The sequence below is a fragment of the Bacillus sp. RC252 genome, from assembly GCF_044909215.1.
Taxonomy (GTDB): Bacteria; Bacillota; Bacilli; order Bacillales; family Bacillaceae_G; genus Bacillus_A; species Bacillus_A mycoides.
This window is the reverse complement of the sequence record NZ_JBIYDV010000001.1, coordinates 507685-525091: the sequence shown is the minus strand read 5'-3', so window position 1 is coordinate 525091 and position 17407 is coordinate 507685. Positions and strand designations below refer to the sequence as shown.

Sequence of the window (17407 nt, the reverse complement as noted above, 5' to 3'; positions counted from 1 at the left end):
CCTCGCAGTCAGCGAGGTTATTTTTTTATTTTACTTTTTTCTTTTTAAATTTGCTTAATGCTTCATAAACGATTGGAACAATAAGAAGTGTTAATAATGTTGAACTTGTTAATCCACCAATTACTGTTACGCCAAGTCCTTTAGAAATTAAGCCGCTACCTTCAAATCCTAATGCAAGCGGGATAAGAGCCCCGATTGTTGCAATTGCAGTCATTAAGATAGGACGCAGGCGTGTTGTACCAGCTTCTAATAATGCTTCACGTGTTGATAGGCCGTCATTTTCTTTATGAATAACACGGTCAATGAGCACGATTGCGTTCGTTACAACGATACCAATTAGCATAAGAGCCCCAATCATCGCAGATACGCTTAACGTTTCGCCAGAAATTAATAAGGCAACGAGTGCACCAATGATTGTGAATGGTAGCGAGAATAAAATTGCGAATGGTGCAAGGGCACCGCCAAATGTAACAACAAGAACGAAGTATACAATGGCAATCGCAGCTAACATCGCTAAGCCAAGTTGCTTGAATGATTCTTGAATATCTTGTGTAACACCACCCATAGAAACATCTATACCAGAAGGAAGATCCATTTTATCTACTTCTTTTTGAACAGCGGCAGATGCTTTTGAAACGTCATCAGATGTTAGTTTTGCACTAACTTCCGCATAAACACGGCCATCACGATGTGTTACTGTGTTAGAAGTTTCACCTTCTTTTACAGTCATAACATCTTTAACAGCAACTTCATTACCAAGTGGTGTTGTAATTTTACGATTTGTTAAGTCATCGATCGTTTCATAGTTTTGTTTTTCAGTTTCTACATATACATTTATATCTTTATCATCTTTTTTAATTGTTGTAAGAACAGGGCGGTCATGTTGATTAGAAAGTCCCATTCCAATTTGAGCAGCAGTTAGCCCCATTTTACTTAACTTTTCTTGATCAGCGACTAAAGTATATTCTGCATATGTTTTTGCAACACTAGAGTCTATGTCTTTTAAATCTTTATTTTTCTTCATGATATTTTGAATGTCTTTCACGACAGGCTTAATTTCTTCAGAGCTATCTCCATAAACGTATAGCTTAATTTCGTTACTACCGCCACCTGCTCCGAAATCTTGGTTTTTCCATTCACCTTTTCCAGACATCTTTTGTAAATCTTTAACGACTTGTTCTTTCTCTTTTTCAAAGTTTTTCGTATCGTTATCATATTGAACGAAGAACATCGCTTGATTTGTTTGACCAGGGCTCATTGGGTTTTCGCCGCCTAATGAGAATTGAATCGTTTTGACGTCTTTTTTATCTTGGAAATGCTTTTCAGCTTTCGTTGCAATTTTTTCAACGTCGTCTAACGTTTGACCTGGCTCAGGTTTGTACGTTGTGATAATCATTTTTTCTTCTTCAGATGGTAAGAAGCTGACACCGATGATTGGTACAAGTGCAAGGCTGCCTACTAATAGGAGGACTGTGATACTTGATGTAATAATTTTATGGTTTAACGCCCATTCAAGTATACGTTTATAGCCGTTTGCTAATTTGCTTGGTTTTTCCTCATGATGTACTTCTTTTTCTCTCATGCTTTCCTTCTTAAATAAGGAATGTGCTAGCATCGGCACAATTGTAACTGCCACAAGTAAGGAAGCAAGTAGGGCAAAAACAATTGTTAAAGCAAATGGTAAGAACATTTCACCAATCATACCCTTTACAAGCCCAAGAGGTAAGAATACAGCGATTGTTACAATTGTAGAAGACATAATCGGGATAAACATTTCTTTCGTAGCTTCACGAATTAAATCTTTCCCACGTAATTTCTCTTCTGATAAAGACATACGTCGGTAAATATTTTCAATAACAACAATTGAGTCATCAACAACGCGTCCAATAGCAACTGTCATTGCTCCAAGTGTCATAATGTTAAGGGTAATATCCATTTGTTTTATTACTAAAACTGCAATTAATAAAGAAAGTGGTATAGAAACGACAGAGATTAGTGTTGTTCGAATGTTTCGCAGGAACAACATAATAATAACAATCGCAAAGATAGCACCGAAAATAGCTTTGCTAAGCATTGTTTCGACTGATTTTTCAATAGGCGCACCTTGATCGAATGTTGAAATAATCTCTAAGTCTTTATATTTTTTCTCAAGGTCTTTTACTTTATCTTTAACTGCATTTACAACATCAACTGTATTCGCATCAGCAGCCTTCACAATTTGAATACCGATTGCTTCTTTTCCATTCGTTCGAGAAATGGATTCCGCTTTTCCAACTTCTTTAATATCAGCAATCTCTTCTAATGTAACCGTTGGTATGCCATTCATAGCGGCCGGATTCATCTGTGGTGCTTGTGTTCCAGCACCAGCGTTTTGACTACCTTGACCATTCGGTGATGAAGGGATAGCTGGAATTTTTAATTCTTTTAATGCTTTAATTGTTGTAATGTTACCATCGACAACAACTGATTTTTCCGTATCTTTAAATGTATATAAGCCAAGTGGTAACGATACGTCCGAACCTTTAATCATATTTTTTACAGTATCTTCACTTAAACCTAATTCTTTCATCTTATCTTTTTTGAAGACAAGCTGTACTTCATCTACTTGTTGACCTGCGATTTGAACAGATGCGACACCATCAAGTCCTTTTAATCCAGGAACAACATTTTTTTCTACATTTTCTGTTAAGGCAGCTAAAGATTCATTTTTACTCGCTACGCTTAATGAAATAACAGGAAAGGCATTAAAGTTTACTCGTGAGACTTTCGGGTCTTTCACACCTTCTGGCAGTTTCACGTTTGCGAGCGATTCTTTAATTTCCGTTTCGGCTTTTTCCATATTTTTATCAAAATCATATTCTACCTGAATAGAAGATGCGTTTTGATAAGATGATGAACTAACAACGTTTACACCGCTTAAATTTTGGAGTTGCTCTTCCATTGGTTTTGAAATTTTATCGGCTACTTCTTCTGGTGTAGCACCAGGATAAACCGTGGTTACTGTTACAATCGGTGTTGTAATATCAGGAATTGTCTCCAGCTTCATATTGAGTCCAGAATAAATACCCGCAATAGTAACAATAATGGTTAGTAGCCAAACTGCGAACTTATTTTTTAACGTGAAATTGATGATTTTGTTCATGTTTGCGCTCCCTTTTTATTATATTGACCAATCGGTCAGTCTAATACATAATATAACTGACCGATTGGTCAGTCGTCAATGAAAAGAGATGGTATAATAAAATCAAACTGTAAGTAGTCGGTTTCCTATTCTTTTTCTGATCATTGGCTTTTACTAACCGAATTTTATAGATGGAAAGGCTTCTATATAAACCATTTACTCCATTAAATTTTATATGGGGAGTTTTATTTTCAGTTAATGTGGAATAAAATCAAGTTTGAATTTACATAAGATGCGAGATTAAATTTAGGAGAGAGAATATGAAAGAAAAAGAGCGCTTAATTATAGAGATGGCTATGAGGTTATTTGCAACTAAGGGTGTAAATGCAACGTCAGTACAAGAAATCGTAACCGCATGTGGTATATCAAAAGGAGCTTTTTATTTATATTTCAAATCAAAAGACGAGTTATTATTGGCCACACTTCGATATTATTATGACAAGATTCAGAAGAAAATGCTGGATATTGAAAAAGAATCTTTATTACCACGTGAAAAATTTGAAAAACAATTATATTGTCAGTTTACTGATGTGCAAAAACATAAAGAATTTATTATTATGCATGCAAGAGAAAATGCAATTCCGTTTAATAAAGAAGTAGAAGAGTTTATGATGAGGATGAAATTAGAGTCTCATGCATTTTATCGGAATAGCTTACTGTCCATTTATGGTGAAAAGGTTATTCCATACTTGTTAGATCTAGTAATTATGGTGGAAGGGATATGCCGTGGGTATTTAGAATTAATTATTTTAAATGCACCAGAAATTGATTTGTCCTATGTCTCAGCTTTTATTTTAAAAAGGATAGACAATTTAGTAGAGGGGCTTCTAGAATCTTCGGAGGAACCTGTCCTACATGAAGAGAGACTAGGAGAATTTCTTTGTAGTTCCGAGCTTATTAAGGAACGGGTGAAGGAACATTTTCTAAGTGAAATTATTGTATTTAAACGAACATTAGCTGATCAATTAGAAAATGATGAGTTACTTGTAACTTTAGATGTTTTAGAAGCAGAAATGAGATTGCAAAATCCAAGAATTCCAGTTATTCGAGGGATGTTAGCGAATTTGGAAACGTATAATGATTTGAATGATTTTAGATTGAGGTTAGCCCGATATTACTATATAAATTGAGACTATAATCAGTGGGATTGAAATCCCACTGATTATAGTTGAAAATAAGTTTTTATTTTACATTTTGAAATTTATACATATCACCATAAACGTTGGTGTCGTTGTATATAAACAATATAATATCTGCATTTTGTTCTTCTATTTGCTGTTTCACACTTTTTCCTTGAGTGTAACGAGGATCAATAAAAGTTGTTTTAGCAAAATTACGCGCAAATAAAGGATATGTAGCATCAGCATACGAATCTTTTAAGATAACAATGTGTAAATCGTTGTCTGCCTTTTCATTAATGATGTTTATTTCAGGGAAATCCGTTTGATAAACATTAGCATATCCAGGAGCAGGACTATTTTTTTCTTTTCCGTAAAACTGAGCCATAGATTCCTTAGCGGTATCATCTTTAATAGCACCATAGTAAACTGTGTAGTCGTCCCAAGATTCACCCGAATTATAATGGACATACGGAATTTGTACAGATGAAGTATCAATTAAGCGGTACAATTGATTATTCCAGCTACCAACAAACTTTCCTTTCGGTTTTTCCCAGTTAATGGTGTAGTCATCTTTCTTTATTGGTTGCCCTTTATATTTGTTTGAATGAGAATTAATAAAATTCATCGTATCCTCATATGCATAAAAGGCACCTTCCATATTCCAATGATGGTCTGTAGTTAAATACATTCGTTCTAGTTCTTTGTTAGTAAAACTTTCTTTAAACATCGGTAATACATCAATAATAGGGAATTTAGTTTCTGCCAATTTCTCAGCAAGGTGATCCCTAAGTATTTGTTCGTACCCAAGATTTAGGTAAGAGGGAAGCTTATATTGTAACGCTGTTTGCTTACTAGGAACTAAAGAAAAATAGAATTCTGTTTGAGGAAAATCTTTTTTCAAAGTATTTAATTCATGAACCCCAGCATCAACATCGTTTAAATGATTTTCCATATTAGGCCTATTAAAAATAAATTGATCGTTTGTAACATGAATGTTGTTTACGAATGTTCGATTCATAGACAATTGGAACTTTATATAACTTTCAAGAAAGAAATCTCTAGGTCCAATATGATCTGTAAAATGTGTTTCGATACCTTTAAATAATTCGCCAGTTTTTATAGTGGAAGCATTTACAGCAGGTCTAATTGCTAAGTTTCTGTTCTCAAATTCAGAAAATGTTTTTTTATCTATAAGGATAACTTTTGCTGTCCAAATACCCACTCCAAAAATAACTGTAAGAAACCCCATTATTAAAGTGAGGTTTTGAAATTTTTTCATAGTGAACCTCCTTTAAAAACGGAAATAAATAAATGGATTATAAGTTGCATTTGTTAGGAATACTAAAACAATGACTAAAATACTTAAATAATAAATTGGCGATAAAACAGCAAATCTTTTTGTTGATAACACTTTTTGTAACCATGGAAATACGGGCGCTGCAGTAATAATAGCTAATAGGAAAATTCCCCAATAATTCATTACATAGAAATAACTATTAATGTCTGTTAATGGACCGTTAAATCCGAACATGGATTTTAAAAATTCAAGGCAATAACTGAAATTATCTGCTCGGAAAAATACCCATCCAATAATAACTAAAAACATAACGTAAATATGTTGGAGAGGACTCCATAATTTCTGAAGTAGGTTTTCAAGTCCTGCTTTTTCAAGTGCAATTAGAATTCCATAATAAATACCCCAAATCATAAAGGTCCAACTGGCACCATGCCAAAACCCGGTTAATCCCCATACAATGAAGAGGTTACGATAAATTTTCCAAGTTGTAACGCGATTTCCTCCAAGAGGAATATAGACATAGTCACGGAACCAAGAACCGAGCGAAATATGCCAACGACGCCAAAATTCAGAAATGGATTTTGAGATATATGGATAATTAAAGTTTTCTAGAAAATCAAATCCAAACATCTTTCCTAATCCAATTGCCATGTCACTGTATCCAGAAAAATCAAAGTAAATTTGTAGCGTATAGGCAATGGCTCCCATCCAAGCTAATGATACACTCATATCAGAAGGATTCATTGCGAAAATCTCATCGGCTATAGCACCTAATTGGTTAGCAATTAAAACTTTTTTCCCCAAACCAATAATAAAACGGCGAACTCCTTCAGAGAATTTTTCGGCATCAACAGTTCGCTGGTGTAATTGGTGAGAAATTGTATTATAACGAACAATTGGTCCTGCTACTAATTGTGGAAATACAGTAAAGTATAAAGCCAAATCAAAGATATTTCGTTGAGCATCGACTTTTTTCTTATAAATATCGATAATATAACTCATCGCATGGAACGTGAAAAATGAAATACCAATTGGTAAAGGTATTTTTTCAAGAATAATATTGGTATGGAAGATAGAATTGATATTATCCACTAAAAAGTTTGCGTATTTAAAATATCCTAAAATAGCTGTGTTCATTATAATTGCAAACGTTAATAATAGTTTTCTTTGCCCATTTGTGAAGCGACTATTCCCTAACAAGATACCAAACCAATAGTTAACAAAGATAGAGAACAGCATTAGGAAAACATAGATGGGTTCGCCCCAAGCATAAAATACTAAACTAAAAAATAATAAAACTATATTTTGTAGTTCTTTGCGTACAGCATAATAAATTAAGAGTACAGCGGGTAAAAATAAACATAAAAAGACAAGGTTACTAAATACCATTTTAATTAATTCCTTTCCTATTTTATCTAAATGATACCAAAATTATCTTCTAAATGTAAGTTTATAAAATTAAGGATATTATTTACATTTTTAATTTCTTTATATTGTGAGAAGTTCTCTTAAGTGGTGAGAGAGAAAAGAATCTTTGTTTATAAAAAAAGGCCGTCCCTAATTACCTTTTAGGAACGGCCCTTTTTTACTGACATGAAATAATTTAGTTATTTTTTTCTGCCCATTCTTCAATATTCCAAACTTTTGTTATCCAGCCTTCATAAAATTCTGGTTCGTGACATACAAGAAGGATTGTCCCTTTATATGCTTTCAGAGCTTTTTGAAGTTCTTCCTTTGCTGTAACATCAAGATGGTTTGTTGGCTCATCGAATAGGATCCAGTTACTTTCTTCACCCATTAGCTTACATAAACGAACTTTTGCTTGTTCACCACCACTTAATTGATTTAGCGGGCGAGAGATATGCTCATTTTTTAATCCGCATTTTGCTAACATTGCACGAATTTGATGTTGGTCCATGCTAGGGAATGTGTTCCAAACATCATCAATTGGTGTTATATTATCCGCTTTTACTTCTTGCTCGAAGTATGCAGGCTCTAAGAAGTCACCAAGGCTCGTTTTACCGCTTAAAGGTTTAATTTTTCCTAAAATTGTTTTTAGTAATGTTGATTTACCAACACCATTACATCCAACGATGGCAATTTTTTCACCGCGTTCAATTGTCATTGTTAGTTTTGGTAGTAATGGGTGTGTATATCCGATTTCTACATTTTCACCTTCAAAGACGAAACGGCTACTTGCGCGACATTCTTTAAATGAGAATTCTGGCTTAATTGCTGTTTCAGGACGATCGATAAGCTCCATGCGATCAAGCTGTTTTTGACGACTCTTTGCACGACCTGTAGTTGAATAACGAGCTTTGTTCTTTGCGATGAAGTCCTCTTGCTTTTTAATAAACTCACGCTGCTTTTCATAAGCGTTTATATGTTGATTTTTATTGATTTCTGCTAGTTCTAGGAATTTTTCGTATGTCGCAGTATAGCGCGTCATTTTTGTAAATTCTAGATGGAAAATAACATCAACGCATTTGTTCATAAATTCCGTATCATGAGAAATTAATAAGAATGCATGTGGATATTCTTTTAAATAATTAGTTAACCAATGAATATGTTCAACGTCTAAATAGTTAGTAGGCTCATCGAGTAATAACACTTCTGGTTGCTCAAGTAATAGCTTTGCAAGTAATACTTTTGTACGTTGTCCACCACTTAGTGCTGAAACATCACGATCTAAACCGATTGCATCAATTCCAAGACCTCTTGCTGCCTCTTCGATTTTCATATCTAGTAAATAGAAACCACCTGCTTCGAGAGCATCTTGTATTTCTGCCATCTGCTCAAGAAGGTCCTCTAATTCTTCCGGTGTTGCCGTTCCCATTTTTTCTGCAACTTCATTTAAAGCTTTTTCTTTTTCAAATAAAGGTAAAAACGCGTCAGCTAATACATCACGAATTGTGCGACCAGGTGTTAAAATTGTATGCTGGTCTAAGTAACTGTAATTTGTACCAGGTGTCCATTCTACACGGCCTTCATCATGGATAAGTTGACCAGTAATAATATTCATAAATGTTGATTTACCAACACCGTTTGCACCGACTAATCCAACATGTTCTCCTGCTAGTAAACGCATGGATACATCTTTAAATAATGTGCGATCGCCAAATGTATGGCCTAGTTTTTCTACTGTTAATAAGCTCATAGTATCCTCCGTCCAACTTGAAATAGTACCTTGAATCATGATACTAAATTATTGAGTATAATGCTATCCTTTCAAAATGTATCTTTTTTCAAGAATTATTTTGCGTTAATTTTTTTGGGAAATATAATAGTAAAAAAGTTACTTCTATTTACAGAAGTAACTTTTTTACTAAGCTTTTTGTTTTACTTTACTAACTTTTTTTTCTGCTACAATGAAATGTGGTCTACGCTTTGTTTCATAATAAATACGACCGATGTATTCACCGATAACCCCTAGGAAAATGAGTTGAATACCACCGATAAATAATATGGCAGAAATTAATGTAAAGTATCCTGGTACATCGACGCCGCTAACGGTAATTTGAATAAATGTAGTGATTACATATAAAACAGCTAAAAGCGTTGTTAATAATCCAAGGTATATAGATAATCGCAATGGTTTATTGTTAAACGAAATTACACCATCTATCCCGTAATTTAATAACTTAGAGAAAGTCCATTTACTTTCTCCGTCAGAACGTAATACATTTTCGTATTCAATAATTTGTTCTTTGAAACCAATCCAAGAAAATAAACCTTTTGAAAAACGATTGTATTCAGTTAGAGATAGTAGTGAATCGACTGCACTTCTACTTAAAAGTCTAAAATCACCGATGCCATCTACTAGCTCAATATCAACGAATTTATTCATGACTTTATAATATAAGCTAGAAACGAAAGAACGTACTGGTGAATCACCCGTTCTAGTTCGCTTTGCAATTACTTGATCATAGCCGTTATTATAGCCGTCTAGCATATCTTTTATTAGTTCGGGTGGATGTTGTAGATCAGCATCCATAATAACCACAGCGTCGCCTGTAGCATACTTTAGACCGGCAAGCATAGCAGCTTCTTTTCCAAAATTCCTACTAAATGATATATAATGCACACTTGAGTCTGAATCGGCTAGGTCACGTAGAATTTCTAGTGTGTTATCTTTACTTCCATCATTGACGAAAACAAATTCATAATCAGTAGTTAGTTTATGAATTTCAAGAGAAGTCTCTGAATAGAAAGCTCTGAGTACCTTCTCTTCATTATAACAAGGTACTACTATTGAAAGGGTCATGTTAGGACCTCCTTAGGTGTAATTTTAAACTGGGCATGAAGTAAAAGCTCAAGCAATTATCTTCAACTTTTACTTCACTTTATTTTAATAACTTTTTTTAAAACGACTTTTAAATTTTTTATATCGATCCTTATCTCCAAGAACTAGAAGCGAGATACAAATGATAAATGAAATGATAGAAATAACGAGACCCATTTTGAAATAAGGTGTGACGTATTTCATTTCAACTACATGCTGCCCTTTTGAAATAGGAACACCAATAAAGGAAGAATTAGCCTTCGTAAACTCAGTTTCTTTACCGTCAACCTGTATTGACCATCCTTTACTATACGGTACAGATAAATATAGTAATCCATCTTTAGTAGAATTAATATTACCTTTTAAGTAGTTACCTTTATAGTAAATATTTTGTAGGCTATTTTCTTTTAAAGTATTCACTTTTTTCGGGACAGTTTTATAGTTGGTACTGTTGACTTGTAAGTCTTTCAACTCGTATTGGCCAGGAGTAGGGATAGAAATGATTAGCTCAGTTGGCTTCGCATCTTTTCCTAAATTGTAAACAAATCTTTCTAACGGGTAAGCATAAGCTCCATCTTCATTACCTTTTATCATAGATTTGTCATTCACAGTAACCCCAAATGATTCCTTATTTATATTTCTAATTTTAATTTCAACAAGGAGATCACCTAACATATCGGTATTATCAACAGGTACTATTATACGCCCATTTTCATGAACAGTGAGTATATCTTTCTCTTTATCTATATTTTCCCACTTAATTTTATTTGGATTAATCTTAATTTGTTTTGAATCTAGCTGTTTTGTATTAAATTGTTTTAACGGAAGACTTCCAACATTATCTACAACTACAGCATCTAATAAAAGTTGATCTCTCTCAGCAAAATTAAGTTTTGAAAATTCTTCATCACTTATTCCAGCTTCGTATACATAGCCTAATGGTAGTGCAAATTCGTTTTTATAAATGTTGTAAGGACCTACTTGTTGTAAATATTTATAACCATACGGAATATCAGTTTTATTAGCACCTTCACTTAATACATAATATTTTACCCCTAGCATGTTCTCAAGGAATAGTCGTTTATCTAACTGGAAGAACATAGATGGACTATCATATCCTTGGAAAACATTGTACTTATTTTTCATAAAGTCATGAACATCACGATTGACTAAGCTTTGATAAGTACTTGTACCATGATAACCTTGCAGCATCGGTGTATTCTTATAATTATTGTTTGGATTGATAATTCGATAAAAATCTTTATCTTGATTTTGTATATAATGAATTGCGTCAATTTCATCCTTATTATCGAGACCTGGACCATGTAATGATTCTTTTGTTGCGCCTGCTTGATTAAAGTGTTTACTAAGAGCTGTATCTGCATAGATGTAATTAATACATATTACATTGACCAGTACATTCAATATAATGAAAGATTGTAAGACTGCTTTTGACAAATAGCGCCATAGTAATATTGTAATAATAGATAAAACAGTAGTACCGATTAAAATTTTATCAATCGTTTCTAGTGGTTGTCCGTTTATATTTACTTTTCTATAGAATGCGTAAATAAATAGTGCTGTTGCTAGCAAAGGACCTATTAAAGAGTTGACCTTCTTTTTGTTAAGTAGCATCCAATCTAAAATGTAGGCGGCAGTTTGCGCAACTACAAATGCAAATAAGTAAAACCATCTGTATTGCATAGCGGAAAAGCCATTAAATACGGAATACGTATATGGAAGCATATATAGAACTAACATAAACCCAGTAAAGAGTAACTTATTTGTGACAAGTTTATTGCGTATTAGAAGCGCACTTGTAATAAGGAAGAGGATGAAAACTGGGAATGCGAGCTGATAATCCTCTGTATTATTAATGAAAAAGATACTTTCTATTAAGTTTTTATAAAACGTATCTTCAAAAAATAATGGAATAGTAAATTTTGTAGCTAGTCGATCTGAACTAAATACCCCATTTACAGATGGTATAAAGCAAACAGCGGCTAAACCTAGTGATAAAGAATATAGGAAAGCAATTCTAATATAATAAGTTATAAATGTTTTAATTGTTTTATTCTGCTGTGTAGCAAAATATTGGAAAAAGGCATAAATATAGATGAAAATACTAGTAATGAAAGCAAAATAGAAATTTGATGCAAGCATAAGTGCTGTTGCAAGCAGGAATAATCCCTTTTTTCGCTCTAAAATATATTTATCTAATCCCCATATTACTAAAGGTAAAAACACTATAGCATCTGCCATGAAATCCCATAATAAAGAATGGCGAACAAAAGTCACACATCCTCCATATATAATGGCAGAAATGAAAGAAGAAAAAATAGTTTTATTATGATAACGTAAAGAACCATACATGAATAACATCGCTAATGTACTTTTTAAAATACTCATATATAGCTTCATCTCAAAGATTTGGTCAAAATTTAGTTTAGGAAGTAGAAGCGTAAGCCAGAAAAATGGTGCTGTACTATAGTAATAACTAAATTCCCCGAATAAATCTCCACCTAAGCCATAATCCCAAGACCAAAATAAATTCCCATCTTTAAATGCATGTTGTAAAAGGAATGTAAAGAAGCTGAATTGTGATAATGCATCTCCCGTACTAGAAAATACACTGTCTGATTTTAAGAAAAAGTAATGAAAAGCAAATGCACATATTATTAATAATGGAATGATAATAAGTGTGCTTTTAGTAAAAAATGTTCTTTTATTTACCTCTGAAGTCATTAAATGAATAAGCCTCCCCAATACAATTATTAAGATTTAATCCATATTCTCCATATTTAGATATTGTCTTATAATGAAGAAAAACTATGGATGAATCGACGATTTTTAACGGTAGTAATAAAGTTTTCTGTTGTGTAATTTATGGTGTAACGAGTTAATGTTTGTATAAAAGATTAACTGCGAATTGCTTTAATACTAGGTGTTGTACATCTAGGGCTGTTCGTTTCCAAGTATAATCATTCCAGAAAGGCAAGTCAATTTAAGATATAGATTGAAAACAGGGCTCATTCTAAGTGAAGAAGATAAAATAAAAACTTCAAATTAAATTTGAAGTTTTTATTTTTATTTATTTTCGAGCCAGCTTTTTATTTATAGATCCTAAAATCAATCCACGTATTTGTGGGTCAATGGCAAGACCGATAATACCGTACAATATACCAGTAAGTGTTAAAGCTATTAGTGGGGGTAAGTTAATTAATGCTGTACGGTATATTGCGTAACTGATTATAAACGCTAGTGCATTGAATATTATTCCTTTGAATAGTAATGAAAAACCTTTACGAACGAATAAAGTAAATCCGATCAGTAATGTAATCTCGGTAATGATCGCAGCTGCCGCAGCTCCCATCATTCCAAATTGGCTGCCTAATGCGATGTAACTTATGATAGCGACAGCTAATCCAATTCCCATCGTTGTCGCACGCTTCCACTGTTGACCAATAGTTGTTAAATTATCAGCAAGTGGATAGTTGATAGATTGTAAAATAACCATAAAGGCTAAGATTGCAAGAGCATCACCAGCTGGTGCATATTCTTTGCCTAATAAAGTAACAATCCAAAAACTTGGATCGGCGATAAATGGAATCGAGATTCCCATCCCTAAGAAAGACATAAGTTTTAATTCGAACTGAGATAGCTTTCTATGTTCATCAATATTCTTTTCATTTCCAAAAGCAAATAACTTTGGGTAAAAGGCAGCTGCAATCACACCAGGTATTTGATAAAGTACGGCAGGTATTTTATAGGCAGCCCCAAAGAATCCAACTTGCTCATGTGTTGAAACTTTTTCTAATATAATAGGACCTAACTGCGGTAAAAGCATAATGATAATGCCATTGATTGTGAAAATAAGCAGTTGATCTAAAATACCTTTGTCCCAGCCTTTATGAACTGTTGTATGGCGGAGCACCATTATGAAGGCGATGACTCCTGTTATAAGACTAGAGACCCCGTACATGGCAGCGACCATCATAAGTGACCATTTAAATGACATTCCTAGTAGAAGCGCAGCTGCGGCTGTTACACCTTGTAGTACAGAAATAATCGCTGTAAATTGCATACGTTCTGTTACTTGGAAATAAGCCATTCCAACGCCTTGTAAAGTTGCTCCAAACATTGTCGGTAGTACAACCCAATATACCATGGCACGTAAGTAGGCATCCGTATAGAAGAACTGAGCAAAAATAGCGAAGAGTACAGAAATTACGACAGCTAATACGAAACGAATACGTAAATAACTACTGATTAATACGCTAATGTTAGCGCCGCTTCTTGTTCCTTCACGCATAAACGTATGTGTCAAGCCTGCATCTGTAAAATAACAAATGACAGCGGAAACTGCTAATGCAACTGTAAACATCCCATACTCATCTGGTGAAACATATCTTGCAAAGAGAATCGTCGCAATAGCAAGTACAAATCGAACCGTAATATTTCCTACAAAGAGGTAGGAGGCATTTTTAAGGATTTTGTTTGTTTTCATGGAAAAAGACCTTTCTATTCTTTAGGACCTTGTTAGTTTGTCCTATTTGTAAATTTGATTTGTTTATGGAAAGAGAGGTGAGTACTATATTTTCGGTTTAAGAAAACAGAAATTTAATTCGTACAAACCAAAGCATTGCATATAGTTTTTTACTACGCTTTCCGTTTTTTGAATAGATTTTACGGCAATATTTCTTTATATCTTTTTTGATTAATTGAACTTGGGAATTATCTAATTGAGAGTTTTCTTTAATGTATATACAAGCATTATTGATAACCGTATAAGGGAATAAATAGGTCTCAAGAATCTCAATAAGTGACTGAGGGTCTTTCGTAATGAAGTCTTGAGATTTATTATGTACCCAGTCTTTCATACGATTGAATACTTCCAGTTCTTTAGTTGTTTTTAAGTCGTAATCTTTATATTTAGAAGAAAGATTTCCTTCTGATAAAATTCGATAATATGTCAAATATTCATCTACATAGCATACGTTTGTTACGCTCATTAATTTAAATAGAAACTCTAAGTCTTCTCCCCAGCTACATCCTGGTGTGAAACGAATGTTATGATCCATCACGATAGATCTTTTGAAAATCCAAGTACTCGTTTGAGCAACAACCTGATGCGTTAAGAAAGGTTTGGTCATATCACCTTTAATAAAGTTTGTTGTATGCTCAACCTTTTCGCCTGTTTCTTCGTAGAAATTCATATAACCACAATAGCACGCGTCCATGTTGTTTTTATGCATACTCTCGACTTGTTTCTCAATTTTAGTTGGATGCCATAAGTCGTCACTATCAAGGAAAGCGACGTATTCTCCGCTAGCATTTTCAATCCCTGTATTACGAGCTACTGAAACACCTTGGTTTTTTTGGTGAACGTATTTTACTTGACCCGGATATTTTTCTGCAAGATTTTTTACGATAGAAGGTGATTGATCTTTACTTCCATCATCTACAATTACAATTTCAATGTTTTTATATGTTTGATCCAGTATTGACTGCATCGTTTCTTCAATATATTTTTCTGTGTTATACAGGGGTATGACAACAGAAACAAGTTGTTTTTGTTCCATCATAGAATTTTTATCTCCTCAAATTTTTTATGTCTTGCACCATATATACAAGCCTTTTGAAAGGAAGAAGATTACAAGAACATCTGTATCAGTTTAACGCATATAAACTTTGTAAATCAACTTTCTATTATTGTACTTTGTATAAAAAGTATTTATTATAGAATATATTGCCTTGTAAAAATATAGAAATATAATTTGAAAATTATGTATTTGAAGGGAGAAGATGAGATGTTAAGGCGATTTACTCGCAAATCTAATGTAATCCTTTTAGGGATTATTATGATAGTCGGTTTTGCGCTTCGTTTTGCAACTTTACAAACACATGGTGCAGATTTGACTATAGCTAGCGATGATATAGGCTATCAAAAAACGGCAACCATTTTATTGGAAACAGGAATGTTAACATATCATGAGCCGGATAAACCAACTATTCATATTATGCCAGGTTTTCCAGCGTTTTTAGCTACTGTATTTTACTTTTTTGGAAATGGTAATGAAGGCCTTTTTGTAGCTAAATTAATTATTATCCTATTAGGGGTACTTAGTATTTTACTAACTTATAAGATTGGTACTTATTTATTGAATCCCGCTGCAGGATTAATAGGTGCTTTCTTATTAGCTGTGTATCCTCCAGAGATTGTTATAGAAAATTTAACTTTAACAGAAGGACCGTTTTTATTCTTTTCATTGGGATTATTATATTGGAGCTTAAAATTAGCTGATACTCATAAAACGAAACATTTTCTAATTGTATTAATTTTCTACTTTTTAGCATTGTACTTACGCGTACAAGTTGCTTTATATCCAATACCATTATTTGTATATCTCTTAATGAAGCGCTATCCATTCCGCGTTATGATGAAGCAAGCGATTATAAGTATAGGAATAGGACTTATCGTACTTGGACCATGGTGGGCCCGCAATTACATTCAATTTGATAAATTTATTCCACTAACTGCTGGGGCAGGGAATCCGTTATTACTTGGAACGTATCAAGGGAAAGGCTACCCAGAAGGTAAGGATATGGCAACACTTGAAATAGAATTACACGCAAAGTACCCTAACCTGGAAGCACATGAATTTATGGAATTAGAAGAAAAAATAGCGAAAGATAAAATGAAAGAATGGTGGAAAACAGATAGGAATTCCATGATAGAGAGTTATTTAATCTTGAAGCCAGAAATTATGTGGAAAAAACCGTATTATTCTATAGAGCATAATATTGAAGTATTCAATGTTTCTGCAAAGGATATGAATGAAATACATAATTTTATTAAGGCGATATTCTTAATATGTACAATACTTTCATTTATCTTCCTTTTAAAAAGGTGGAGAGAGACTACATTTTTATGGTCAATCCTTTTACTGCAAACAGCTTTAACATGCTTTTATGCTGCATATGAAAGATATGCATTACCATTAATCCCATTCTTATTTATTATAATTGGAGTAGGGACCGTGGCAACGGTTATGAAAATTAGTAAACTATTAATTAGAAACAAATAGTTTGAAATGAAAAGCCCCTTGATTCTTAGAAGGATTAAGGGGTTTTTTTTATATATTAGTATTTAAATAGAAAAAATTATTCGTTATCTGTTTCAGTTTGCGTTACGTTTAACTTTTGCTTTAATAATGCATAATCTTGCGTTAATGTTACAAGTTGATGGTGTAGCTTAGAGATTTTTCTTGTTAGGTCAAAAATTAAGATGAAACAGAATAATAATCCAAATAAGAATAAAATGGATGGTGGATATTCTACTTTTAATAGTTTTCCAATCCAATTTATAATTTTATCAGTAGAACTTAAAATAGCCATTGCAACACAAACGAAAATCCACAAAATAGCATATTTTGTTTCTAAAGTCCCGCGACGAATAGAATTAATAATTAAGAAGAATAATAACAAAATAAAGATGAATGAAAAGGTAATTATATGCATTCACT

The 17407-nt window shown here is 33.2% G+C and carries 11 protein-coding genes; 2 read left to right on the top strand and 9 right to left on the bottom strand.

Annotated features, from left to right (window positions below):
- Window positions 1-25: 25 nt before the first annotated feature.
- On the bottom strand, window positions 26-3142 hold the full coding sequence (locus tag ABH960_RS02640) for an efflux RND transporter permease subunit (protein WP_404442514.1): 3117 nt from the start codon (window positions 3140-3142) through the stop codon (window positions 26-28).
- Between the two features lie 299 nt (window positions 3143-3441).
- On the opposite strand from ABH960_RS02640, the gene ABH960_RS02635 reads away from it, so the two are divergent.
- Entirely contained in the window at window positions 3442-4311 is an 870-nt protein-coding gene (locus ABH960_RS02635) for a TetR/AcrR family transcriptional regulator (RefSeq protein WP_404442511.1), read from the top strand.
- Window positions 4312-4363: 52 nt separating this feature from the next.
- Here ABH960_RS02635 and ABH960_RS02630 read toward each other — a convergent pair whose 3' ends face one another.
- The 7 genes from ABH960_RS02630 to ABH960_RS02600 all read right to left on the bottom strand — a co-directional run bounded on the left by ABH960_RS02630 (window position 4364) and on the right by ABH960_RS02600 (window position 15466).
- Window positions 4364-5581 (bottom strand): alginate O-acetyltransferase AlgX-related protein, encoded by a 1218-nt coding sequence (locus tag ABH960_RS02630; RefSeq protein ID WP_404442508.1) that lies wholly within the window; start codon window positions 5579-5581, stop codon window positions 4364-4366.
- A 12-nt stretch (window positions 5582-5593) separates the two neighbouring features.
- Complete coding sequence (locus tag ABH960_RS02625; RefSeq protein WP_002144620.1) at window positions 5594-6988, bottom strand: MBOAT family O-acyltransferase; 1395 nt, start codon at window positions 6986-6988, stop codon at window positions 5594-5596.
- Window positions 6989-7202: 214 nt separating this feature from the next.
- Window positions 7203-8795 carry an ABC-F family ATP-binding cassette domain-containing protein gene (locus tag ABH960_RS02620; protein ID WP_404442504.1) on the bottom strand — a complete coding sequence of 531 codons (1593 nt, stop codon included), beginning with the start codon at window positions 8793-8795 and terminating at the stop codon, window positions 7203-7205.
- A 129-nt stretch (window positions 8796-8924) separates the two neighbouring features.
- The gene (locus ABH960_RS02615; RefSeq protein WP_000175832.1) at window positions 8925-9863 is read right to left on the bottom strand and encodes a glycosyltransferase family 2 protein; all 939 of its coding nucleotides are present in this window, start codon (window positions 9861-9863) and stop codon (window positions 8925-8927) included.
- An 84-nt stretch (window positions 9864-9947) separates the two neighbouring features.
- Window positions 9948-12626, bottom strand: coding sequence for a YfhO family protein (locus tag ABH960_RS02610; RefSeq protein WP_404442501.1), 2679 nt, complete (start codon window positions 12624-12626; stop codon window positions 9948-9950).
- Between the two features lie 346 nt (window positions 12627-12972).
- Window positions 12973-14388 carry an oligosaccharide flippase family protein gene (locus ABH960_RS02605; RefSeq protein ID WP_404442498.1) on the bottom strand — a complete coding sequence of 472 codons (1416 nt, stop codon included), beginning with the start codon at window positions 14386-14388 and terminating at the stop codon, window positions 12973-12975.
- Between the two features lie 97 nt (window positions 14389-14485).
- Window positions 14486-15466, bottom strand: coding sequence for a glycosyltransferase family 2 protein (locus ABH960_RS02600; RefSeq protein WP_404442495.1), 981 nt, complete (start codon window positions 15464-15466; stop codon window positions 14486-14488).
- A 225-nt stretch (window positions 15467-15691) separates the two neighbouring features.
- Between ABH960_RS02600 and ABH960_RS02595 the strand changes: the two genes are divergently transcribed.
- Window positions 15692-16969, top strand: a complete 1278-nt coding sequence (locus ABH960_RS02595; RefSeq protein WP_404442492.1) for a glycosyltransferase family 39 protein — start codon at window positions 15692-15694, stop codon at window positions 16967-16969.
- Window positions 16970-17045: 76 nt separating this feature from the next.
- Here the strand turns inward: ABH960_RS02595 and ABH960_RS02590 are convergent, their stop codons facing one another.
- Window positions 17046-17402: a DUF2304 domain-containing protein gene (locus ABH960_RS02590; protein ID WP_070145695.1), complete on the bottom strand. Its 357-nt coding sequence runs from the start codon at window positions 17400-17402 to the stop codon at window positions 17046-17048.
- Between the last annotated feature and the right edge of the window lie 5 nt (window positions 17403-17407).